Source organism: Rubellimicrobium arenae (assembly GCF_017916275.1).
Lineage (GTDB): Bacteria > Pseudomonadota > Alphaproteobacteria > Rhodobacterales > Rhodobacteraceae > Rubellimicrobium > Rubellimicrobium arenae.
Window position 1 is genome coordinate 312,609 of sequence record NZ_JAFMST010000003.1, and the last position, 22,110, is coordinate 334,718.

Genomic DNA, 22,110 nt, shown 5'->3' on the forward strand with positions numbered 1-22,110 from the left:
GAAGCCGCGTTGATCGATTCCGCCCCGGCGACGGACCATCCCCGGTGACAGCGGCCGAAGCTCTTGTCGCCGGGGTTCGCCGCTTGCGCGAGGCCGGTCTGTCCGAGCCGGCCGGCGACGCGCGACGTCTTCTCGCCCATGCGTTGGGCGTTGCGCCGGGACGGTTGACCCTCGTGCTGCCTGATCCGATTTCAGAAGGCGCAGAAGATACTTATAGAGGACTCCTCGCGCAGCGCGTGAAGCGGCAGCCGGTCTCCCAGATCGTCGGCTCGCGGAACTTCTGGGGGCGCGAGTTCCTCGTGACGCCTCATGTGCTCGACCCCAGGCCCGAAACCGAGATCCTGATCGCTGCCGCTCTGGAGGAGCCGTTTCAGACGCTGGCGGACCTCGGGACCGGCTCGGGTTGCATCCTCGTGACGCTCCTGGCCGAGCGGGGCGGCACGCGGGGGCTGGGCCTGGACCTTTCGCCGGAGGCCCTGACCATCGCCCGGCAGAACGCCGAGGCGCATGGCGTGGCGGATCGGGCGGAGTTCCGGTCCTCCGACTGGTTCTCGGCGCTGGGCGAACGCGTCGATCTGATCGTTTCGAACCCACCCTACATCGCGCTCTCCGAAATGCCGGGCCTGGAGCCCGAAGTGAGGGATTGGGAACCCCGCCTCGCTCTCACGGACGAAGGGGACGGGCTTGGCGCCTATCGGGCGATTCTGGCAGGCGCCGCTCCAAGGCTGGCGCCGGGCGGGCGCCTGATCGTCGAGATCGGGCCTACGCAGGCCGAGGCCGTCACAGCCATTGGGAAGGCGCACGGCATGGCCGCACCGGAGGTTCGGCGCGACCTGGATGGACGGGCGAGGGTTTGCCTGTTCCGCGTGCCTTGAACGTCGCAAGGTCGCGCACCATATGTTTCCAATCGGATTCGCCCTTGCCCCAACGCCAAACGCGTGCTTAGTGGCGCGCAGCGGACGGGCCGTGGAGGTCGGGCGATTGGGCGTCGCCTCGTTCCCCTGACCGGAGCGTCGCCTTCATTTCTTCAGGCCGATCCTCTCCCAGCGGCGCCTATGGCGCGGGATCAGGCCCAGAGCGTCAAGCACTTACCCTGGAACAGCAGGCCCCATGAGATCCTCCAAGCAGCGGCAGCGTAACAAGCAGAACCGCAACAACCGTCCGTCCGGCGGCAACATCATCAATCGCGTGTTCGACAGTTCGGGCCCCGAGGGGAAAGTGCGTGGCACGCCCCAGCAAATCATCGAGAAGTACCTTCAGCTCCACCGCGATGCCCAACTGGCTGGCGACCGCGTGAACGCCGAGAACTTTGCCCAGCACGCCGAGCATTACACCCGCATGCTCGCCGAGGCGATGCGGGACATCGAACGCGCGCGCGAAGAGCAGGAGCAGTTCCAGCGCGACCGCCAGCAGGAACGCGACCGCCAGATGGAAGTGCAGCGCGAGCAGCAACGCGAGCGTGACCAGCAGCGGGAGCGCGAACAGCCGCGGGACCGGGACCAGCCGCGCGAACGGGAGCAGTTCCGGGACCGTGATCGTGACCGCGCTCCCCGTTTCCGGACGGCCGACGAAGGTCAGCCCGCTGCCCCGGTAGCTGCTCCCGTGGATATGGAGCCGAGCTTCCTGACGCAGCCGCTGTTCCCCGTTCTCGTGGCCGAGGCCCAGGACGATGCCGCGCCGGATGCCGGGCTCGTGGAAACGCCCGAAGAGCGGGCGCCCCGGCGGGAGCGCACCCGGCGGGAGCCGCGGGATGGTGAGCGCCGTCCCCGTCGCGAAGCGTCGCAGCCCGTTCCCGAGACTGCCGAGGCCGTTGCCGCCCCGGAACCGGCGATCGCGGCCGAGCCGGTCAACGCCAATGTCGCCGAGCCGGTGGTGGAAGCTCCTGCCCAGGAGGCTCCGGCCGCTGCGGAACGTCCCCGTCGTCCGCGCAAGCCGCGCGCTCCTCGTGCCACGGCGGCCGAGACAACGACGCCCGACGCGGCCGAGTAAAGGCCTTCGGGCCGATCTGATCGGATGAAAAGGGCGGGGATAGTTCCCCGCCCTAACTGTTTCCGTCGAGGCTGCGCGCCAGCGCGCAGAAGGCTTCGAGCGGAACCTGCTCGGCCCGCTCGGTCGGAGGGATCCCCACGGCATTGAGGTGAGCCTCGATGTCGGGGCTCAGGCCCTTGAGGGAGGAGCGCAGCATCTTGCGCCTTTGTCCGAAGGCGGCTGCCGTCAGCGTCGAAAGCACCCGGGCGTTGGCCGGGAAGCGCGGGGCGGGCAAAGCCTCGAGGTGCACCACCGCCGAGGACACCTTGGGGGGCGGAACGAAGGCCTGGGGCGGCAGGTCGAGGACGATGCGCGGCTCGGCCCGCCACTGGGCAAGGATCGCCAGCCTCCCGTAGGCGTCGTCCCCGGCCCTGGCGACGATCCGCTGCGCCACTTCCTTCTGGAACATCAACGTGAGCGATGTCCAGAAGGGCGGCCAGTCCGGCGGAGTGAGCCAACGGACCAGGAGCTCCGTCCCGACGTTGTAGGGCAGGTTGGCCACCACCTTGACGGGCGGGGTCAGCCGCCCGGACAGGTCCACCTGCAGGGCATCGCCCTCGATGACCTCGAGCCGCCCGGGATAGGCGGCCGCGATCTCGGCCAGCGCGGGCAGGCAGCGGCTGTCCTTCTCGATGGCGACGACCTTGCGCGCGCCCTCGGCCAGCAGGCCGCGGGTCAATCCCCCCGGACCCGGTCCGACCTCGATCACATCCGCCGCGGCCAGATCGCCTGCGGCGCGCGCGATCCGGGCCGTCAGGTTCAGGTCGAGGATGAAGTTCTGCCCCAGCGCCTTGCGGGCGGACAGGCCATGTGTCGCAATCACCTCGCGCAGGGGAGGCAGGCCATCTATTGCCGCCACGGTGTTCCCCTTTGCCCTGCGAGGCGGTCGGCCAGGTCCAGCGCGGCGATCATGGACCGGGGATCGGCGCGGCCTTGGCCTGCGATTCCGAAGGCCGTGCCGTGATCCGGCGACGTGCGCACGAACGGCAGGCCCGCCGTCACGTTCACTCCGCGGGCGAAGTCCAGCGTCTTGATCGGGATCAGCGCCTGGTCGTGGTACATGCAGACGGCGGCGTCATAGCCCGCGCGCGCCTCCTCGTGGAACATCGTGTCCGCGGGCAGCGGCCCCGCGAGGGTCATCCCCTCCGCCCGAAGGCGGTCGAGCACGGGGCCGATCAGGGTGGCTTCCTCGGTTCCCATCAGGCCGTCTTCCCCGGCATGGGGGTTGAGGCCCGCCACGGCGATCCGGGGCTCGGGCAGGCCCCAATCGTGGCGGAGCGAGTCCCAGGTGATCCGCAGCACCCGTTCGAGCCGATCCGCCGTAAGCAGGCGCGGAACGTCGGCCAGCGCGACATGGATGGTGGCCGGAACGACCCGCAGCCCTTCGCAGGCCAGCATCATGACGACGTCCACGTCACCGCCGAGATGGGCCAGGAACTCGGTATGGCCCGGGTAGCCGAAGCCTGCGCCCGAGACCAGCGCGGCCTTGGAGATGGGAGCGGTGCAGAGGGCGCTCGCCCGGCCCGCGCGGACGAGGTCCACGCCTTCCGAGATCGCGTCGATCACCCCTTGGGCATGGGCCGGGTTCGGCCGGCCCGGGCTGACGGGCGGGCCGAAGTCACGGGCCAGGACAGGCAGCGCCCTCCGGGCGACCTCGGCGGCCTCCTCGGGGCCGGACACTTCGGCCACTGGCGTGCCAGGGGGCAGGTGCCGCGGGTCACCGATCCAGAGCATCGGGCGGCGCAGGAGATCCCAGGCCTTGGCCGCGACCTCCGGGCCGATGCCGGCCGGTTCCCCACAGGAGACGATGACCGTCATCGGTTCGACGCGCCAGAGGCGGGGGCATCGCCGGCGCGTTTGCTCCGCTGCGCCCGGTCCCGGCGGCCTGTCCCCCTCATTCGCCGACGATCGTGGCGCTGGCCCGCAGGTCAGCGACGATGGCATCGGCATAGGCGGCGAGGCGCTGGCTCCGCAGGGAGTTCGCCACCGCCTCCCGGTCCGATGCGCCTTCGGGCAGGGCGTACGTCCGCCCGCAAAGCATGGTGAGCACAAGCGTCTGGCCACCGTCGGTGGTGCGGCCCCACGTCACCTCGCCCGAGTCGAGCTTGGCGAGGTCGAGCGCCACATCGGCGGGGATCGCCTCGGGGGCGAGGGTCTGGCGCTGGATGTTCTGGTCGGGCAGGCCCAGGCCGAACAGGTCGACGCAGTCGTCCACCGAGGCCGCGATCCGCGACGCCTGCGCGATGGCGTCCTGCGACAGCCCGCCCGGGATCCGAACCTCGGCGTAGTCGATCGCCTCGGGCGACGCCGCGGGCACCTGGGCCTCACGGATGTCCCGCAGTTGCAGCAGCGCCACGGCTCCGGTGACGGGAAGGGGCGAGGTCACCCCGCCGGGGGCAAGATCCAGGAGGACCTGTTGCAGCGCCGGCGGATAGTTGGACAGCGGCGTCCAGTCGAGCCGGCCGCCCTGTTCCGCCGAGGGCACCGCCGACACCTGCCGGGCGGCGGCTTCGAATTCGGCGGTCGAGCGGACCTGCGAGATCTGGCGCGCGACGGACTGGGCTTCCGCCTCGCGGCCGCGCGGCGCGGGAATCACGATCTCGGACAGCAGGACCTCGATGCCCTGGTCCTGGGTGGCCTGCTGGGCCAGCGCCTGGTCCACCTCGGCATCCGTGATCTCGATGTCGCTGAGGAAGCGGGCCCGGACATAGTCGCGCCAGGTCACGTTGGTCGCGACATAGTCGCGGAGCGACTCGTAGGCGATGCCCTGGGAGCCGAGCTGCGCGACGAACTCCTCGAGGGACAGGTTGGCGCGCGAGGCGAAGTCGGTCAGCGCCCGCTGAAGCCCCTCGTCGTTGAGGTTGAAGCCGACGCGCTCCAGCTCCTGGGCCTTGAGCCGTTCCTCCACGAGCTGCGTCCGCGCGACCTCGTTCAGGTCGCCGGAGGTCCGGAAGGCCTGGAGCAGCTTGATGCGCTGGTCCAGCTCGTAGCCGGTGACGGCGCGGTCGTTGACCACGATCACCGGAGAAAACAGGTTCTCCTGCGCCGCGACAGGGCCCGCCAGGGCCAGCGCGATGCAAAGCGCCTGCAGGAAAGAACCGGAACCCTTCATTCGCCCCTCCCTCAGCCGCGACACTGGCCGGGTGTGACCCGGGCCTGCCGACCGGCCGAGAAGCCGTTGAGATTGACCGAGAGCCCGAAGTCGGTGGAGGGCCCGCTATCGTCCGAGGAGGTGTAGCGGCGCGCGGCCGAGACGTCCACATCCACGCATTCGTTGCGCCAGCCGAACCCGACCCCCGCGCGGGCGGGCCGGTCGTTGGCGACGTCGTAACGGGTGCCGGCGCGCAGCGTCCACCGGTCCGAGGGACGCCATTCGGCGTCGATGGTCCATTCCGCCGCCACGTCCGGCCGTTCCTCCGCGTCGTCGGCGGGAAGGAAGAGGTAGGCGGCCGACAGCGTCACCAGATCGTTGGACCAGTCCACCCGCGCCTCGGACTTGCCGATGGCGTCCATCTCGTCGGCCAGGAGCGTCCGCGCGTCCAGCGCGAACCCGCCGTCGAGGTCCACCTGCCCGCTGAGCAGCCAGTCCGAGACCGTCCCAGAAAGCCCGGACGCGCCCGAGCTGTCCTGCGCCTCGGTCCGGAGCACCCGCCCCAGCGCCACGGCCGAGGTGAAGCCCGGGCCCTGGCGCGTCCAGGCCAGCCCGAGCGACAGGCGGCCGCCTTCCTCGACGTCGTCCTCCCCCGGAAAGCGGGTCAGGGCGAACAGGTTGGCCTCGTCGAACTCCACGAGGCGGCTGTCCTCGTCTGGCGGCTCCTCGCCTCGGGCTCCCGACCAGCCCAGCGAGGCGACGGGCTCGATCAGGTCGGCGGAGGCGCCGCGCCGCACCAGGGGCCAGCGAAGGGTCACGGCGGCTGCGGGCGCGATCCGGTAGAACGGGGCCGGATGGTCCGGGTCGTCGACGATCCTGTAGGTGTCCAGGTCGCCGCGCACCTGCCCCTCGGCCAGGAGGCCAAAGCGGAGCACACGGTCGCCCCGCCATTCGGCGAAGGCGCCGGCCCGCATCATGTCCCGACCCTCGGCTCCGTCGGCCCGCTCGGTCCGCAGGAACCCGTCGGCATCCGCGCCGAAGCCGAGCGTGCCACCCGCGGCCTCAAGCCGTCGCTCCCAACCAAGGGAGCCCAGCAGGGGCGGCAGGGTGGCCTCGTCCTCGTCGTCCCGAAGCGAGCGGATGTGGGTCAGGTCGGCCACGAACAGCGAGGACGGGTCCACCCGGTTGACCTCCACGACGGATTCGAGCCGGTCGGCGTCGGAATAGCCGTAGTCGAGCAGGTAGCCTTCGTCGCTGACCGCGGTTCCCGAGAACTCCAGCCGCAGGCCGCGGCCAAGGTCGAACTCACCCTCGGCGGCGATGGTGCCCCGGAGATCGTCGGGCAGGATGTCGTCCCGGCTGACCGCGCCCGTGATCTCGATGTCGCCCGCCAGGAAGGCCTGCCGGTAGCGGGTCTCGAGCGTCAGCGTCCGGCTGGACAGGTAGGGGGTCAGCGTGACGTCCCGGCTCGGTCCCAGCTCCACGAAGTAGGGAAGCTTCGCCCCGAAGCCGAGCCGGTCCGAGGTCCGCACCTGCGGGATGAGGAGACCTGTCGCGCGTTCGTTGCCCGGGTCCGGGAGCCGCATCCGGGGCACCCAGAAGATCGGGACCCCCCTGACGAGGAAGCGGGCGTTCTCGAAGTAAAGCTGCTCGGCGGCCTCGTCATGGATGACCCGGCCCGCGCGGATCTCCCAGAGCGGGGTGCGGCCGGGGCAGACCTGGCACGAGGTCACGGCGGTGGCCGTCAGGGCCGACACATCGCCCAGGCGGTCCACCCGGTTCGCGGCGAGCTGGAGCTGCTGGTCGAGCACGATCCGCGCCCCGCGCAGGAGACCGTCCTCCAGCCGCGGATCGAGGTCGGCCCGGTCGGCGGTCAGGATGTTGCCGCGGGCGTCCCGGATCAGGATCGGCCCCAGGATGCTCAGCCGATCGCTTTCGCGGTCATAGGTCACCTGCGCCGCGGACAGCACGGTTCCCTGATAGAAGGCCTGCACGTTGCCCGTCGCCACGAGATCCTCGTCGGCGGTCACGAACAGCTCGTCCGCGACCAGCACGGCGCTGTCCTGTGCGCGCGCCGCGACGGGAAGCAGGAGGGCGATCAGGACGAGAAGGCGCTTCATCCTTCCTCCACGTGCAGAAGGAGCCCCAGGGCGAGCCCGATGGCGATCAGGGGCGGCGCCCAGCCGGCAAAGGCCGGGGGGATCTGCCCGGCCTCCCCCAGCGTCTGCGACAGGCTGCGCAGGAAGTAGATCGCGAATCCCGTCAGGACCGCGCCCATCACCATGAGCCCCGTGCGGCGCCCCCGCTGGTGGTGCATCGTGAACCCCGCGGCGGCCAGCACCATCGCCAGGAGGAAGGCGGGCTGGGCCAGCTCGGTCTGCAGGAACACGCGGTGGCGCTGCGCGGTGAACCCGGCGTCCTCAAGCCGGCGGATGAAGCGGGGCAGCTCCCAGATCGGGATCGAGGACGGCGTGCCGAAGCTGTCGCGGATCTGGTTCGCGGTGAGCGGCGAGGCCAGGCTCCAGGTCTCGTGACGCTCGGCCTCGGCTTCGGGGTTCGTCCCGGCCAGGGGCCAGACCTTCGCGTCCGCCAGGAGCCATTCGCCGTCGGCGAGCCTTGCCGAGCGTGCCTCGACCCGTTCCCTCGGATGTCCGTCCCGATCGTAGGCCAGGAAGGTGACCCCGGTCAGCGATGTGCCGTCCAGGTTCGACCGCTGCGCCCGGATCACCGTCGGCCCGGCGGCGCCCCCCTGCCGGAGCCAGAGGCCATCCTCGGACAGGGCGAGAGCCGATTCCTCACCCGTCAGGCGGTCCAGCCGCGATTCGTATTCGCGCGAAGTGGCGGCCACGATGGGGTTGAACGCGGCGACCGCGACCGCCCCCAGCAGCAGCGCGACCACCGATGGGCCCAGCAGGGCCCGCAGCGCCGACCGTCCCGAGCCGCGCGTGACCACCAGTTCGGAGGACCGCGCTAGGCCCAGGAACAGCGCGATGGCTGCGATGATCGTGACCAGCGGCAGGATCTCGTAAAGGCCGGAGGGCACGTTGAGAAGGGTGAGGGCCAGCACGCCGCCCATGCCGCCCGCATCGTCGGAGTGCTGGCGGACCTGCTCCACGAGGTCGATCAGCGCGAGGATGCCGAAGAAGATCGCAAGGGTGGCGAGGAACGTCCGCAGGAAGCGTCGGGCCAGGTATCGGTCGAGGATCACGCCGACGCCTCCCGCCCGATGCGCCGTGGCCGGGCCGACAGCGCGAGAAGCAGGGCCGCCAGGGCAAAGCCGGTCAGGGCGGGCAGGTAGCTGACCGGCCAGAGCGTGGGGTCGCGGCGGACCGCCTGGACCGAGGCCGACTGGATGCCGTTCACCCCGATCACGAGCAGGATGGCCAGGATCACCTGTCGCCAGACTCCGAACCGGCTGAACTGGCCCAGAAGCAGGCAGCCCAGCCCCATCAGCGTCGCCGCGGGGGCGAGCAGCGTCTCGGCAAAGCGGTCATGGGCTTCGGCGAAGATCTGCGCCTCGCTCTTCCCGGTCTCGCGCGCCACCCGGGGACCGTCGCGGAGGAGCTCCAGCGTGGACCTCTCGCGCGAGCTGCGGGTCCCGCGCGAGGCTTCGGGCATGAAGGGGCCGAGGTCGTAGGCCAGGTCCGAGAAGGTGGTCGTCAGCAGCCGCGTCCCATCCCGGAACAGACGCTGGATCATCCCGTCCACCATGACGAGCTGCGGGCCGTCGTCCCCGCGCACCAGATAGGCCGAGGACGCGGTATAGGTCACGCTGACCGATGGGTCGCGGCTGTCGGACAGGAGCAGGCCCCTCAGCTCGCCTTCGGGGGTGATCTCGCGGATGTAGAGCGTGAGGCCGCTGTTGGGCGAGATGAACGCCCCCTCGCGCAGCAGGCGGGCGGTGGCCGTCTCGGCGATCTCGTCCTGCCGGTCGTCGAGCCGGCCCAGCGCCGCCGGCGCGAGGACATGCGTGAGGATGGAGACCAGCGCCGCCACGATCAGCCCGAAGACGAGGACCGGCCGGGCCAGTTGCCACGGCGACGCCCCTGTCGCCTGCATCACGGTCAGCTCCGATTCGCCCGCCAGCCGGGCCAGGGCATAGAGCGTGGCCGCGAAGGCCGCGAGCGGCAGCACGAGCTTGACGATCGACGGCAGGGCGAGCGCGGTCAGTTCCAGGAACACCCACGCCGACTGGCCGTCCGCGATGAGCTGGTCGAACAGGACCACGGCCCGGTTGATCCAGTACACCATGACGAGCACCAGCGAGGCCAGTCCGAAGACCGCCATCAGCTGCGACAGCAAGTATCTGTCGATGCGCCCCAACCGCCGCCCCGTTCCGCCTCGGGCCAAGGACTAGCCCGGATCGGGGCGGGATTGAACCTTCTTCTGGCCTCCCTCCGGGGCACGGGATACCAACGCGCGGACACGACCCGGAGAAGACGCCATGACCGACCCCGTCGCCATCACCTACGCCCCGTTCGACGCCGCGATTCTGGCTGGCGTGGAGGGCCGGCTGGTCGTTCCCGTCGAGGCCGAGGGCCGCCTGAACGCGGCCGCGCGCAAGGTGGACCAGCTCACGCGGAAGGGCGTGACCCGCCTCATGGCGACCAAGGGCTGGGAAAAGGCCAAGGTCGGCGAGGTTGCCTGGATCGGGTTTCCGGCCGGTCTGGCCTGCGAGGCCGTGGGCGTGGTCAAGGTGCCCCGCAAGCCCTCGGTCGCCGAAGCGCGGGAGATCGGCGCCGCCATCGCCAAGGCCGGCGGAACCGGCCCGCTGACCGTGGCCGCGCCCGGCTTCCCCCTGGCCGAGGAGCTCGTCATGGCGCTCACGCTCCGCGCCTATGAATTCACCGACCACAAGACCGCCCCCCGCGAACCCCGCGGTCCCCTGTCGCTGATGGTGGACGATCCGGACGCCGTGCGGCAGCGCCTGCAGCCCTTCGACGCCGTCGCCTCGGGGGTGTTCTTCACCCGGGACCTCGTCAACGAGCCGGCGAACGTCCTGACGACCACCGAGTTCGCCCGCCGTCTGGAGGGCCTGCGGGACCTCGGCGTCGAGGTCGAGGTGCTGGAGGAGGACGAGCTGGAACGGCTCGGGATGCGGCTGCTCCTGGCCGTGGGGCAGGGGTCCGACAGCCCGTCCAAGGTGGTCGTCATGCGGTGGAACGGCGGCGGCGAGGAGAATCCCTTCGCGCTCGTGGGCAAGGGCGTCGTGTTCGACACCGGCGGGATCTCCATGAAGCCGGCGGCGGGCATGGAGGACATGACCATGGACATGGGCGGCGCGGGGGTCGTCGCCGGGGTCATGCGGACGCTCGCCCTGCGCAAGGCCCGCGCCAACGTCGTGGGGCTCGTGGGGCTCGTGGAGAACATGCCGTCGGGCAACGCCACGCGGCCGGGCGACGTGGTCCGGTCCATGAAGGGCGACACGGTCGAGATCATCAACACCGACGCCGAGGGCCGCCTCGTCCTGGCCGACGTGCTCTGGTACGCGCAGGAGCGGTTCCAGCCCACCGGGATCATCAACCTCGCCACCCTCACCGGAGCGATCATCGTGGCGCTGGGCCACGAGATTGCGGGCGTCTTCTCGAACGACGACGCCTTGGCCGAGGCGCTGGCCGCCGCCGCCCGCGCCGAGGGCGAGGGGGCCTGGCGGATGCCGATGGGCGAGGCCTACGACGCCAAGCTGAAAAGCCGCGTGGCCGACATGATGAACGTGGGCGGGCGCGACGGCGGCTCGATCACGGCGGCGCAGTTCCTCAGGCGCTTCATCAAGGACGGCACGCCCTGGTGCCACATCGACATCGCGGGCGTCGCCTCGGTCAAGTCCGATACGACCCTCGCGCCCAAGGGGGCGACCGGCTGGGGCGTGATGGCGCTGAACCGGCTGATCGCGGACCGCTACGAGGGCAAGTGAGGCGCGGCCGGATGCCCGAAGCCTACTTCTACCAGCTCAACGGCGATGCGCCGGATGCCGTGCTGCCGCGGATGCTCGACATGGCGCTGCAGAAAGGTTGGCGAATCGAGGTGCGCGGTCCCGACCGCCCGCGCATGGAGCGGCTCGACGTCGCGCTCTGGGGACCGGGGGACGAATTCCGCCCCCATGGCATGGCCGGCGGGGATCATGACGCCGACCAGCCGATCCTCCTCACCGTCGGGACGGGGGATGGCAGGCGCGAGTGCCTCATGACCCTCGACGGCGCCCCGGTCAGCGAATCCGAGGCCCGCTCCGCCCAGCGGGTTTGCATCATCTTCGACGGGGCCGACCCCGAGGCGCTCACGACGGCCCGCAGCCAATGGCGCAGCCTGACGGGCGCGGGTCTTGCCGCCCGGTTCTACGTGCGCGAGGACGGAAGCTGGAGCCTCAGGCAGGAGCGTCCGGCCGCCCCTTGAGCCAGCGCCGTTCGTTGGCCTCGATGGCGGCGATGCGCTCCTCGGTCCGGGGGTGGGTCAGGAGCCAGGCCGGCGCCTGGGCGGCGCCCCGCCCAGCCATGAGCCCGAGCTTCCGGAACAGCGACTTCTGCGGGCCTGTCCCGATCCCGGCCTTCATCAGCAGGGCCGTCGCATAGGCATCGGCCTCGTATTCGTCCCGGCGGGACAGGCCAGCGGCGACGAGGTGCATGATCGCCTGCGCGAGCCAGACGCCCAGGCCGGGCAGGACCCGCCCCAGCACCATGGCCAGCCCCATCCTCACCGCGTTCTGCCCGCTGAAGTCGATCATCCGCCGCCGCGCGTGACCGAGGGCGACGTGGCCCAGTTCGTGGGCGACGACGCTGGCCAGTTCCTCGCCCGTGACCTGACCTGCGCGGAAGCGGTCATAGAAGCCCCGGGTGATGAAGACGCGGCCATCCGGGCTGGCCAGGCCGTTGATCATCGGCACGTCGTAAAGATGCACCCGGATCCGGGGCAGATCGAGCGCCTCGGCCAGCCGTCCGAAGACCCGCCGCAGGTCCGGATCGATCAGCTCGGCCGACCGCCGGTCGAGCTCCAGCGCGGTGCGCCGCGCCATGAGATGGGCGTAGACGACGGCGGCCACGACAAGGAGGACGATCGGCAGGAACCTGAGCATGATCCCGATATGGGATCGCGCGCCCCGCCTCTCAAGCAGCGGTCACCCGGCGGCGACTCCATTCCGCTCGAGGATGACCAGAAGGAACACCCCGACGATGGCGCCGACGATGGCGCCGACCGCGGTCCATTGCAGCAGGTCGAGCCGCCGGCCGCCGCGCCGCCGCGCGTTCAGCCCGCCCAGAATCGCCCCGAGCAGAAGGCCCCCCAAAGGATAGATCATGCCCGTGCTCCCTTACGGTGGTGGGACCCCGGAGGCCGGTCCGGCCATCCGCGGCCGTGGGCCTAACCTGCCGGTTGCAAGCCGTCCAGCCCATGTTCGGCGCCGAATCCAGGTGTACAGGAATCGTAAACCTAAGTTGCGGCACGGCAGTCCCGAACATGGCAAAGAAATGTCAGTTCATTTCACGTCACGGCCACAGTTGCGTTCCCATCACATCCCCAGGAGCCCCAGGCGGACAATTCGCGCGCAAGTTGCGGGAACCGTTGCTCTTGCGGGGGAACGTGGGCAGGCGGTCCAGCATCCCTTGCCAAGTCTCGGTCGCAACTCACGAAAACGGGGCGTGACAGCGACGGGCGGGACGTGTAGGAGCCCGATCAGGACAGCAGGGAAAGCCGGACGACTGGTGACCTTCACGTGCCAGTTTTCGGCCGGACAGGGGAGCAGCCATGAAAGCCGAAATATTCCTTCCGGAGGATTACCGTCCCGCCGAGGACGAACCCTTCATGAACGATCGCCAGCTGGAATATTTCCGCCGCAAGCTGATCGCCTGGAAGAATGAACTTCTGAATGAATCCCGCGACACGATCGAGGGCATGAAGGATTCGACCCGCAACATCCCCGACATCGCGGACCGCGCGTCGGAGGAAACCGATCGCGCGCTCGAGCTTCGGACCCGGGACCGCCAGCGCAAGCTGGTGTCCAAGATCGACGCGGCGCTCCGCCGCATCGAGGATGGGGAATACGGCTACTGCGAAATCACGGGCGAGCCCATCTCGCTCAAGCGGCTGGACGCCCGGCCCATCGCGACCATGACCCTGGAAGCGCAGGAGCGCCACGAGCGTCGCGAGAAGGTGCACCGGGACGACTGATGGCCACGACCAAGGCCCCGGCCGACATCCTTGTCGCCGGTGGGGGAATCGCCGGGCTCGCCGTGGCCCTGGCCCTGGCCTTGGCCCGGCGCGGTGCGCGGGTCGAGGTGCTCGAACAGGCCCGAGCGATTGCCGAGATCGGCTCCGGCCTCCAGATCACGCCGAATGGCGCCGCCGTGCTGCGCGGTCTCGGGCTCGGGGCCGCCATGGAGGCGACCGGGCTTCGGGCCCGGGCCATCGAGCCCTTCGACGCGCTGTCGGGACGCAGGGTCGCCCGCTTCGATCTTGGGCGCGCGGGGGACGACTACTACTTCTTTCACAGGGCGGAACTGATCGGCCTCCTGCACGAGGCCGTTCTGGCCGCCGGCATCCCGATCCGCACCGGAGCGCGGGTCGAAGCCGTGACCTCGCAAGGGGTGCGGCTGGACGATGGCGCCGAGCTTCGGGCGGGTCTGGTGGTCGGGGCCGACGGCCTGCATTCGGTTGTCCGCAGGCATCTGGCCGGCGGGGACGCGCCCTTCTTCACCGGGCAGGTGGCCTGGCGCGCCCTGGTGACCGCCCGTCAGGAGCCCGTCGCCCGCATCTGGATGGCGCCTGGCCGGCACGTCGTCACCTATCCTCTGCGGGACGGTCGGCTGAATGTGGTAGCCGTGCGGGCCGAGGCCGCCTGGACCGAGGAGGGGTGGGCTCATCGGGACAGCCCCGACAACCTGCGCCGCGCCTTTTCGGACGTCTGCCCCGATCTGGCGGGGATCCTGGCCAAGGTGCAGGAGGTGGGGCGCTGGGGCCTGTTCCGCCACCCCGTTCCGGAGCGGTGGCAGGACGGCCGCGCCGTGGTGCTGGGCGACGCCGCCCATCCGACCCTGCCGTTTCTCGCCCAGGGCGCGAACCTCGCGCTCGAGGATGCCTGGATTCTGGCCCGCGAGGCTGTGAAGGGGGATCTCGCCTCCTATCAGGCGCAGCGACGGGACCGGGTCCGGCGCGCCCTGGCGGCGGCCAATGCCAACGCCCGCAACTATCACCTGAGCGGCCCGGCGCGACAGGCCGCGCTTTGGGGGCTCCGTCTCATCGGCGCGGTCAGCCCGGAGACCTTCCTTCGGCGCTTCGACTGGCTCTACCGCTTCGACGCGACGAAGCCCGCCTGAGATGGCCTAGAAGTTCGCCGCAGCCCGCTCGGTCACGCGTTCGAGCACCTGATGGCTCCGCCAGTCCACGCGGTAGGCGTCATGCCCGACCCGCATGTAGACCCATCCGTCCGAAACCGGTGGAAGCCCGTAATAATCCGCATTCAGGATGATGGAGTAGCGTCCCCGGGGAAGAACCTCGCCCACGGCCACGGAGGGGCCCGCCGCGGACCCGCTGCTGCGCGTGGACGCTTCGAGGAGGGGGGCGCGGTTCAACGGCGTCTCGAGCACGCGGACGCAACCTGCGCCCGTGGCTTCGGTGCTGCAGGCCGACAGAACGGCGCTCGGGCACAGCAAGACGGCCGCCGCCAACGCAAGCGCCGGGGAACGGGGGGGCATCGAAGCGACTCCTGAACGTGATGTGCCGATGCAACGGCAAAAGTCCGCTCAAGGTTCCCCCAGGTCAGCACAACCCTGATCGACCCGCCATCAGGCGTCGAGGTCGATCCAGACCGGCACGTGGTCCGACGGCTTGGCCCCGCCGCGGGCCTCCCGCTCGATCCAGGCGTCCACCAGCAGATCGGCGGCCTGGGGCGTCAGCAGATGGTGGTCGATGCGGATGCCGTTGTCCCGCTCCCAGGAGCCGCGCTGGAAGTCCCAGAAGGAATACAGGCCGGCCGCCTGCGACCTCAGCCGGATCGCATCATACAGGCCGAGCGACTCGAGCCGCCGGAACGCCGCGCGCGATTCGGGCAGGAACAGCGCATCCTCGCGCCAGTTGTCGGGCTGGCGGACGTCGCGGGCCTCGGGGATCACGTTGTAGTCGCCCGCGAACACGATCGGCTCCTCGAGCGGGAGAAACTCCCGCACCCGGGCGTGCATCCGTTCCATCCAGCGAAGCTTGTAGTCGTACTTGGGCCCCGGCGTCGGATTGCCGTTGGGCAGGTAGAGGCAGCAGACCCGGACGGCGCGCTGCCCGCCGATCACCGTGCCCTCGATCCAGCGGGCGTGATCGTCGGAATCGTCGCCCGGCAGGCCGCGGGTCACATCCTCGAGGGGCAGCTTCGACAGGATGGCGACGCCGTTGAAGCTTTTCTGCCCGTGGGTGGCGATGCGGTAGCCCAGCCGCTCGATCTCCTCGCGCGGGAAGGCCTCGTCCACGATCTTGATCTCCTGGAGGAGCGCCACGTCGGGCGCCTGCTCCGACAGCCAGGAGGTCACGGTCTCGAGCCGCGCGCGGATTCCGTTGATGTTGTAGGTCGCAATCTTCATGGCCGCGACCCTAGCCGACCGCGATCAGATGGAGAAGGAGGTCCCGCACCCGCAGGAGGCCGTCGCGTTCGGGTTGTCGATGACGAACCGGGCCCCGATCAGTTCCTCCGAGAAATCGATCTTGGCGGAGGCGAGAAAGGGCAGGGACACCGGGTCGACGACGACCGTCTCGCCCTCGCCGGTCAGCACGAGGTCGTCCGCCTTGGGATCGTCGAGCTGGATTTCGTACTGGAAGCCCGAGCAGCCGCCGCCCGCGACGGCCACGCGCAGGGCCTTGCCCTGCTCGGCGGCGCGGATCTCCTGGAGCCGCGCAAAGGCGCGCGGGGTGACGGTGGGGGGAAGAATGGGCATCTGGAACGACATCTGGGGACCTCCGGGGCCTGTCGGAACGGATATAGTCAGCCCTGCGACCGCCCTCAACGGGTGCAGATCTGGCGCGGCCCTTCAAGGGGCTGATAAGTGCAGTCCTCGGCCCGGAACGACTGATAGGCGGCCGAGCACGCCCGGATGTCGCATTGCGGGGCCCGGGCCGGTGCCGCGGCCGGCTCGGGGGCGGGCGCGTCGGCCGCGGCCTGCTCGCCCTTGGCGGCGATCATGGTGCGGCGGAAGATCTCGGCCGGAAGGCCGCCTCCGGTCACGCGGTCCATGGGCGAGTTGTCGTCGTTGCCCACCCAGACCCCGATCACGAGGCCGTCCGCAAAGCCGATGAACCAGGCGTCCCGGTTGTCCTGGCTGGTTCCGGTCTTGCCGGCCACGCGAAGCCCCGGAACCGCCGCGGCGCGTCCGGTCCCGTTCGCCACCACGTCCCGCAGCATGGACAGTATCGGGTTCCGCGTGCGCGTCAGCCGGGTCTGCTCGCGGTCGTTGGTGCCGGTCACGCCCAGGGCGCTGCGTTCCCCGCCGAAGCTCAGCGATTCGATGCCCGTGGCGCGCACCGGCGCCCGGCCCAGCGCGACGGCGGCATAGGCCTCCGTCATGTCGAGAAGCGTCGTCTCCGAGGTGCCGAGCGCGAGCGAGGGCCGCTCGGCCAGCCGGCCCTCGATGCCGAAACGGCGCGCCACCTCCACCACGTCGGGCAGGCCCAGCTGCTGCGCCAGCCGGACCGCCGCGAGGTTGTAGGACTGCACGAAGGCTTCCCGCAGGGTGACGGTGCCATGGCTCCTCTCGTCGAAGTTCTCGGGCGCCCAGCCGTCGATCTCGAGAGGCTCGTCCGAGATCGGGCTGTCGGGCGTCTCGCCCTTGATGAGCGCCGCCATGTAGACGAACAGCTTGAAGGTCGAGCCGGGCTGCCGGCGCGCGTCCGCCGCACGGTTGAACTGGCTCTGGCGGTAGTCGATCCCGCCCACCATGGCGCGCACCCGGCCGTTGGGCGTCATCGCGACAAGGGCAGCCTGCGAGGCTCCGGCCGCCGCGCCCTCCCGGGTGATCACGTCCCGGACGATCGCTTCCGCCTGGGCCTGAAGCTCGGGGTCCAGCGTCGCCGTGGCCGCCAGCTCCTGGGATCGGGCCCCTTGCAGGGCCTCCAGCTGCTTCAGCACCCAATCGGCGAAGTAGCTGCCCGCCCGGGTCGAAGGCGGATCCGGCGACAGGGCGGCAAGGTCGATCAGCGCCCGGTCCCGCGTTTCCGTGTCGATCCGCCCCTGCTGCTCCATGAGCGTGAGCACCAGCGCGGCGCGATTCTGCACGGCCCCGAGGTCCGCGACCGGATTGATCTGGGATGGAAGCTGGATGGAGGCGGCCAGAGTGGCGGCTTCGGGCAGCGTGAGGTCGCTCACGGTCTTGTCGAAGTAGGTCTGGGCCGCCGCCGGCATCCCGTAGGCTCCGGATCCCAGGTAGACCGAGTTCAGGTACAGCTCGAGGATGCGGTCCTTGCCAAGCTGCCGTTCGAGCGTGGTGGCCAGGACGGCCTCCTGCAGCTTGCGCCCCAGGGTGCGCTCCGGCTCCAGGTAGAGGATCTTGACCAGCTGCTGCGTGATCGTACTGCCGCCTTCGACCACGCCTCCGGCCGTGACGTTGCGGAACAGCGCGCGTCCGACGCCCCGCCAGTCCACGCCCCCGTGCTCCCGGAAGCGCCGGTCCTCGATGCTGACGACGGCATCGATCAGCGCGGGCGGCATCCGGTCCAGCGTGACATAGGGGGCGCGGTAGGCCCCTTGCGTCGTCAGGATCTGGCCATCCACCGTGCGGACCAGAAGGCTGGGCGCCTCGACCTGGGGCAGGATGTCGGCGAGCGGCAGGTCGCGCATGGCGAGCCAGACCGCCACGAGCGAACTGCCGGCCCCCACGCCAAGGAACAGGAGGGCGATGATGAAGAGCCGCCACCCCCGCCGGATAACCAAGGTTCCCGGCGCCTGCGACCGGCGCGGCCGAACGACGGGCGTGGGCGTCGGCCGGGCGACCTCGACGCGCGGCTCGGGCCGGGCCGCCGGACGCGCCCGGCCGGTCAGGCCCGATCGGAGGCTGGAGGCTCCGCCGGCCACCCTGGTTCCGACGGCCCGCACCTTGGCCGCCGTTTCCCGCCGGAGGGCCGACGACACGGTGCGCAGGGCCTCGCCCAGCGACGGCTCTGGGGCGGCCAGGGACGGCCCCATTGCCGCGACGGGATCCGGTGGCACGGGCGAGGGCCCCGCCGCCTCGGGGACGGCCGCCTCCGGCTCGGCAGGCTGCGGAACCGGCTCGGGCCGGTCGGCCGGTCCGGGCTCCGGCACCGCCGGTTGAATCCGGGGCTGAGGCTGGACAGGGCCGGGGTCGGCCGGCTTGCCCTCGACGGGCCGAACCCCGCGAAGATCCACGACCTCGCCCGGCCCGTTGGCGGACATCGCCCGCCGCCGTCGCTCCTCCTCCCGCAGCCGCTGGATGAAGTCACGGCTGGCGATGGTCGGTCCCTGCGATGCGGACTGAGGGGGCTCCGCAGGGGGAACCCGGGGCGGGGACACCGGATCGACGGGGCGCGGCGTCTCGGCGGGACGGACCGGCTCGGGTGGACGCGCCGCGGCGGCCGACGGAGCCGTCGGCGGGGGCGCAGCCTGGGGGACAGGGCTGCCCAGGACCCGATCGACCGCCTGCCGCATGGAGGACAGGTCCGCGTCCGGTGCAGGCTCGCCCGTCGCAGCCTTCGACTCCCGCTCCTTGGCGAGGGCGCGTGCGATGGCCGCTTGGAGGATCGAGAAATCCACCTGGCCGGGCTTTGGGTCGTCGGAGGCCATTCGGGCTCAAGAATTGGGGCCGGACAGATAGGACCCGGCCTCGGGCCGTCAACCGGCCCTGGATCGCCGTTTCGGCCTATCCTTTCCCTCCGCTCGCCTTAAGATCGAAATGGAAGTCCCTAGGAATCCTGTAGATGCACGCCCCTTTCGCCTGCCTCCCCGCCCATAGCCGCGGCCGGCTCCACCCCGAGGAGGAAAGCCACTTCCGCACCCCGTTCCAACGGGACCGCGACCGCATCATCCACGCCTCGGCCTTCCGCCGCCTCAAGCACAAGACCCAGGTCTTCATCGAGCACGAGGGCGACTACTTCCGCACGCGCCTCACCCATTCGATCGAGGTGGCGCAGGTCGCCCGAACGGTGTCCGCCGCGCTCAACCTCAACACCGAGCTGACCGAGGCCGTGGCCCTGGCCCATGACCTCGGCCACCCGCCCTTCGGTCATACCGGCGAGGACGCGCTCAACGAGCTGATGGCCCCCTACGGCGGGTTCGACCACAACGCCCAGGCCATCCGCATCGTAACCAAGCTGGAGCGGCATTACGCCGAATGGGACGGTCTCAACCTGACCTGGGAGACGCTGGAAGGCATCGCCAAGCACAACGGCCCGGTCCCACGTCCGGCGCCCTACGCGCTCGAGGAGTACAACCGCATCCAGGACCTGGAACTCGGCACCCACGCCAGCGCCGAGGCTCAGGTCGCGGCCCTGTCCGACGACATCGCCTATTCCCACCACGACCTTCACGATGGCCTGCGGGCCGAGCTGTTCAGCACCGACGAGCTGTCGGAGCTGCCCGTCCTCCACGACAACTTCGCCGAGGTGGACCGCAAATATCCCGGCCTCAACTATTATCGCCGCCGCCACGAGGCGCTCCGCCGCTTTTTCGGCGTGCTGGTCGAGGATGTCATCACGCTCGCCCGCAGGACGCTGGCCGAGGCCGAGCCGCGGACCGTGGACGACATCCGGCATGCGGGCCGCATGATGATCCGCTTCTCCCCCGGGCTCTGGGAGGACCTGAAAGTGATCCGGACCTTCCTGTTCCATCGGATGTACCGCGCCCCCAAGGTCGTGGAGATGCGCCGCGCCGTGACCGGCGTCGTCCACGACCTTTTCCCGCTCTTCATGGCGAATCCGCAGGAACTGCCCAAGCAGTGGCGCAAGGACGTGGCCGAGGTCGCCTCGGAGACGGAGCTGGCCCGCATCGTGGCCGACTACATTGCGGGGATGACAGACCGCTTTGCCATCGAGACCCATGCGCGCCTGCTGGGCAGCGACATGGTGGACCGGACGCGGGCGCTGCGGGGGGGATGACGCTCGGGGCGGCGCTCTGGTGCAGGGCGCCCCGCCGGCCGTTGCGCATCGGGCGGGCCGACCGCCCGGTGCCCCAGCCCTTCCTTAACCGACCCCCGGCATGATAGGGCCTTCGGCTGAACAACCCCGGGGACTCCGACCATGAACCTCTTCACCGACATCCGCTCCCTTGTCCTGGAGGCCGTGGAGCGGCTCGCTCGCGAAGGGCGGCTGCCGGAGGGTCTCTCGACGGACGCGGTGGCAGTCGAGCCGCCGCGCGACCCGGGCCATGGCGACATGGCCACCAACGCCGCCATGGTCCTTGCCAAGCCTGCGGGGCAGAACCCCCGCTCCATCGCGGACGCCCTCGCCGAGAAGCTGCGCGAGGATCCCCGCGTCGCCTCGGCCGAGGCCGCGGGCCCCGGCTTCCTCAATCTGCGCCTCGCGCCCCAGGTCTGGCAGGACGTCGTCCGCGCCGTGCTGACGGACCCGGCCTATGGCCGCTCCGCGATGGGCGGGGGCAAGCGCGTCAACGTCGAGTTCGTGTCCGCCAACCCGACCGGCCCCATGCATGTGGGCCACACCCGCGGGGCGGTCTTCGGCGACGCGCTGGCCCGGCTCCTGGACTTCGCGGGCTGGGACGTCACGCGCGAATACTACATCAATGACGGCGGTGCGCAGGTGGACGTGCTCGCCCGCTCCGCATTCGAACGCTACCGCGAGGCCAACGGCCTGTCGCCCGAGATCGCCGAGGGCCTCTACCCCGGCGACTACCTCGTCCCCGTGGGCGAGGCTCTCAAGACTAAATACGGTGACACGCTCCTCAACCAGCCCGAATCCGAATGGCTGATCCCGGTGCGGGATTTCGCGACCGAGGCCATGATGGCCATGATCCGGGCGGATCTGGCGCTGCTGGGCGTCCAGATGGACGTCTACTCGAGCGAGAAGGCCCTCTACGGCACCGGCAAGATCGAGGAAGCCATCGAGCGGCTGCGCTCGCAGGGGCTGATCTACGAAGGCGTGCTCGAGCCGCCCAAGGGCAAGCTCCCCGAGGATTGGGAGCCTCGCGAGCAGACGCTCTTCCGGTCGACCGCCCATGGCGACGACGTCGACCGCCCCGTCAAGAAGTCCGACGGTTCATGGACCTATTTCGCGCCCGACATCGCCTACCATTACGACAAGACGCAGCGCGGCTTCGATCTCCTGATCGACGTGTTCGGGGCCGACCACGGCGGCTACGTCAAGCGGATGAAGGCCGCGGTCTCGGCGCTCACCAACGGGCAGGTGCCGATTGAGTTCCGGCTCATGCAGCTCGTGAAGCTCCTCAAGAACGGGGAGCCCTTCAAGATGTCCAAGCGCGCCGGCACCTTCGTCACCCTGCGGGACGTGGTGGAGCAGGTGGGGCCGGACGTCACGCGCTTTGCGATGCTCACCCGCAAGAACGATGCGCCGCTCGACTTCGACTTCGACAAGGTGCTCGAGCAGTCGAAGGACAACCCAGTCTTCTACGTGCAGTACGCCCATGCCCGAGCCCAGTCGGTCCTGCGGAAAGCCGCCGAAGCCGGCCTCGACGTCTCGCCCGAGGCACTTTCCGCTGGCGACCTGTCGCGTCTGGGCCACGACGCCGAGCTCAAGGTCGCCCACACCCTGGGCGAGTGGCCGCGCCTCGTGGAGATCGCCGCGAAGGGCATGGAGCCGCACCGGATCGCCTTTTATCTCTATGACTTGGCCTCCGACTTTCACTCGCTCTGGAACCGCGGGAACGACGATCCGAATCTCCGATTCCTGCAGGAGGGCGATCTGGACACATCGCGGGCCAAGATCGCTCTCGTGCGGGCGGTTGCCGTTGTCATCGCCTCGGGCCTCGGTATCCTTGGCGTGACCCCGGTCAACGAGATGCGCTGAAGCGCGCCGTGCCGGGTCGTTGAGGCAGCGGCGCACCC

20 protein-coding genes are annotated in these 22,110 nt (G+C 70.3%); 8 read left to right on the forward strand and 12 right to left on the reverse strand.

What is annotated here, in order from left to right; translation table 11 throughout:
* Positions 1 to 44: 44 nt before the first annotated feature.
* Complete coding sequence (gene prmC, locus J3P31_RS06275; RefSeq protein WP_210527547.1) at positions 45 to 875, forward strand: peptide chain release factor N(5)-glutamine methyltransferase; 831 nt, start codon at positions 45 to 47, stop codon at positions 873 to 875.
* Positions 876 to 1,110: 235 nt separating this feature from the next.
* Complete coding sequence (locus J3P31_RS06280) at positions 1,111 to 1,989, forward strand: DUF4167 domain-containing protein (RefSeq protein WP_210527548.1); 879 nt, start codon at positions 1,111 to 1,113, stop codon at positions 1,987 to 1,989.
* Between the two features lie 52 nt (positions 1,990 to 2,041).
* Here J3P31_RS06280 and rsmA read toward each other — a convergent pair whose 3' ends face one another.
* The 6 genes from rsmA to lptF form a co-directional block, all read right to left on the reverse strand.
* Complete coding sequence (gene rsmA, locus J3P31_RS06285; protein ID WP_210527549.1) at positions 2,042 to 2,887, reverse strand: 16S rRNA (adenine(1518)-N(6)/adenine(1519)-N(6))-dimethyltransferase RsmA; 846 nt, start codon at positions 2,885 to 2,887, stop codon at positions 2,042 to 2,044.
* On the reverse strand, positions 2,875 to 3,846 hold the full coding sequence (gene pdxA, locus J3P31_RS06290; RefSeq protein ID WP_210527550.1) for a 4-hydroxythreonine-4-phosphate dehydrogenase PdxA: 972 nt from the start codon (positions 3,844 to 3,846) through the stop codon (positions 2,875 to 2,877). The genes rsmA and pdxA overlap by 13 nt, the downstream gene beginning before the upstream one ends.
* Before the next feature lie 76 nt (positions 3,847 to 3,922).
* A complete protein-coding gene (locus J3P31_RS06295) occupies positions 3,923 to 5,140 on the reverse strand; it encodes a peptidylprolyl isomerase (RefSeq protein WP_210527551.1) in 1,218 nt (405 codons plus the stop codon).
* An 11-nt stretch (positions 5,141 to 5,151) separates the two neighbouring features.
* Positions 5,152 to 7,239 (reverse strand): LPS-assembly protein LptD, encoded by a 2,088-nt coding sequence (locus J3P31_RS06300; RefSeq protein ID WP_210527552.1) that lies wholly within the window; start codon positions 7,237 to 7,239, stop codon positions 5,152 to 5,154.
* Positions 7,236 to 8,327, reverse strand: a complete 1,092-nt coding sequence (gene lptG, locus J3P31_RS06305; RefSeq protein WP_210527553.1) for an LPS export ABC transporter permease LptG — start codon at positions 8,325 to 8,327, stop codon at positions 7,236 to 7,238. The genes J3P31_RS06300 and lptG overlap by 4 nt, the downstream gene beginning before the upstream one ends.
* On the reverse strand, positions 8,324 to 9,421 hold the full coding sequence (gene lptF, locus J3P31_RS06310; protein WP_246849304.1) for an LPS export ABC transporter permease LptF: 1,098 nt from the start codon (positions 9,419 to 9,421) through the stop codon (positions 8,324 to 8,326). Before lptF ends, lptG begins: the two co-directional genes overlap by 4 nt.
* 142 nt (positions 9,422 to 9,563) lie before the next feature.
* Between lptF and J3P31_RS06315 the strand changes: the two genes are divergently transcribed.
* A complete protein-coding gene (locus tag J3P31_RS06315; RefSeq protein ID WP_210527556.1) occupies positions 9,564 to 11,033 on the forward strand; it encodes a leucyl aminopeptidase in 1,470 nt (489 codons plus the stop codon).
* Between the two features lie 11 nt (positions 11,034 to 11,044).
* Entirely contained in the window at positions 11,045 to 11,509 is a 465-nt protein-coding gene (locus tag J3P31_RS06320; protein ID WP_210527557.1) for a DNA polymerase III subunit chi, read from the forward strand.
* On the opposite strand, the gene J3P31_RS06325 is transcribed toward J3P31_RS06320, so the two are convergent.
* Together J3P31_RS06325 and J3P31_RS06330 are read right to left on the reverse strand one after the other, a co-directional pair.
* A complete protein-coding gene (locus J3P31_RS06325; RefSeq protein WP_210527558.1) occupies positions 11,481 to 12,185 on the reverse strand; it encodes a M48 family metallopeptidase in 705 nt (234 codons plus the stop codon). The two genes, J3P31_RS06320 and J3P31_RS06325, sit on opposite strands and share 29 nt — an antisense overlap.
* Positions 12,186 to 12,227: 42 nt before the next feature.
* Positions 12,228 to 12,407 (reverse strand): hypothetical protein, encoded by a 180-nt coding sequence (locus J3P31_RS06330; protein ID WP_210527559.1) that lies wholly within the window; start codon positions 12,405 to 12,407, stop codon positions 12,228 to 12,230.
* 446 nt (positions 12,408 to 12,853) lie between these two features.
* Between J3P31_RS06330 and dksA the strand changes: the two genes are divergently transcribed.
* Complete coding sequence (gene dksA / locus J3P31_RS06335; RefSeq protein ID WP_210527560.1) at positions 12,854 to 13,276, forward strand: RNA polymerase-binding protein DksA; 423 nt, start codon at positions 12,854 to 12,856, stop codon at positions 13,274 to 13,276.
* Positions 13,276 to 14,421, forward strand: coding sequence for an FAD-dependent monooxygenase (locus J3P31_RS06340; RefSeq protein ID WP_210527561.1), 1,146 nt, complete (start codon positions 13,276 to 13,278; stop codon positions 14,419 to 14,421). Before dksA ends, J3P31_RS06340 begins: the two co-directional genes overlap by 1 nt.
* 6 nt (positions 14,422 to 14,427) lie before the next feature.
* Here the strand turns inward: J3P31_RS06340 and J3P31_RS06345 are convergent, their stop codons facing one another.
* The 4 genes from J3P31_RS06345 to J3P31_RS06360 all read right to left on the reverse strand — a co-directional run bounded on the left by J3P31_RS06345 (position 14,428) and on the right by J3P31_RS06360 (position 18,878).
* On the reverse strand, positions 14,428 to 14,799 hold the full coding sequence (locus J3P31_RS06345) for a hypothetical protein (protein ID WP_210527562.1): 372 nt from the start codon (positions 14,797 to 14,799) through the stop codon (positions 14,428 to 14,430).
* A 90-nt stretch (positions 14,800 to 14,889) separates the two neighbouring features.
* On the reverse strand, positions 14,890 to 15,672 hold the full coding sequence (gene xth / locus J3P31_RS06350) for an exodeoxyribonuclease III (RefSeq protein WP_210527563.1): 783 nt from the start codon (positions 15,670 to 15,672) through the stop codon (positions 14,890 to 14,892).
* A 24-nt stretch (positions 15,673 to 15,696) separates the two neighbouring features.
* Entirely contained in the window at positions 15,697 to 16,023 is a 327-nt protein-coding gene (locus J3P31_RS06355; protein WP_210527564.1) for a HesB/IscA family protein, read from the reverse strand.
* A gap of 65 nt (positions 16,024 to 16,088) precedes the next feature.
* Complete coding sequence (locus tag J3P31_RS06360) at positions 16,089 to 18,878, reverse strand: PBP1A family penicillin-binding protein (protein WP_210527566.1); 2,790 nt, start codon at positions 18,876 to 18,878, stop codon at positions 16,089 to 16,091.
* 134 nt (positions 18,879 to 19,012) lie between these two features.
* On the opposite strand from J3P31_RS06360, the gene J3P31_RS06365 reads away from it, so the two are divergent.
* The gene (locus J3P31_RS06365) at positions 19,013 to 20,188 is read left to right on the forward strand and encodes a deoxyguanosinetriphosphate triphosphohydrolase (RefSeq protein WP_210527568.1); all 1,176 of its coding nucleotides are present in this window, start codon (positions 19,013 to 19,015) and stop codon (positions 20,186 to 20,188) included.
* Between the two features lie 141 nt (positions 20,189 to 20,329).
* The gene (gene argS / locus J3P31_RS06370; protein ID WP_210527569.1) at positions 20,330 to 22,072 is read left to right on the forward strand and encodes an arginine--tRNA ligase; all 1,743 of its coding nucleotides are present in this window, start codon (positions 20,330 to 20,332) and stop codon (positions 22,070 to 22,072) included.
* The last annotated feature ends 38 nt before the right edge of the window (positions 22,073 to 22,110 follow it).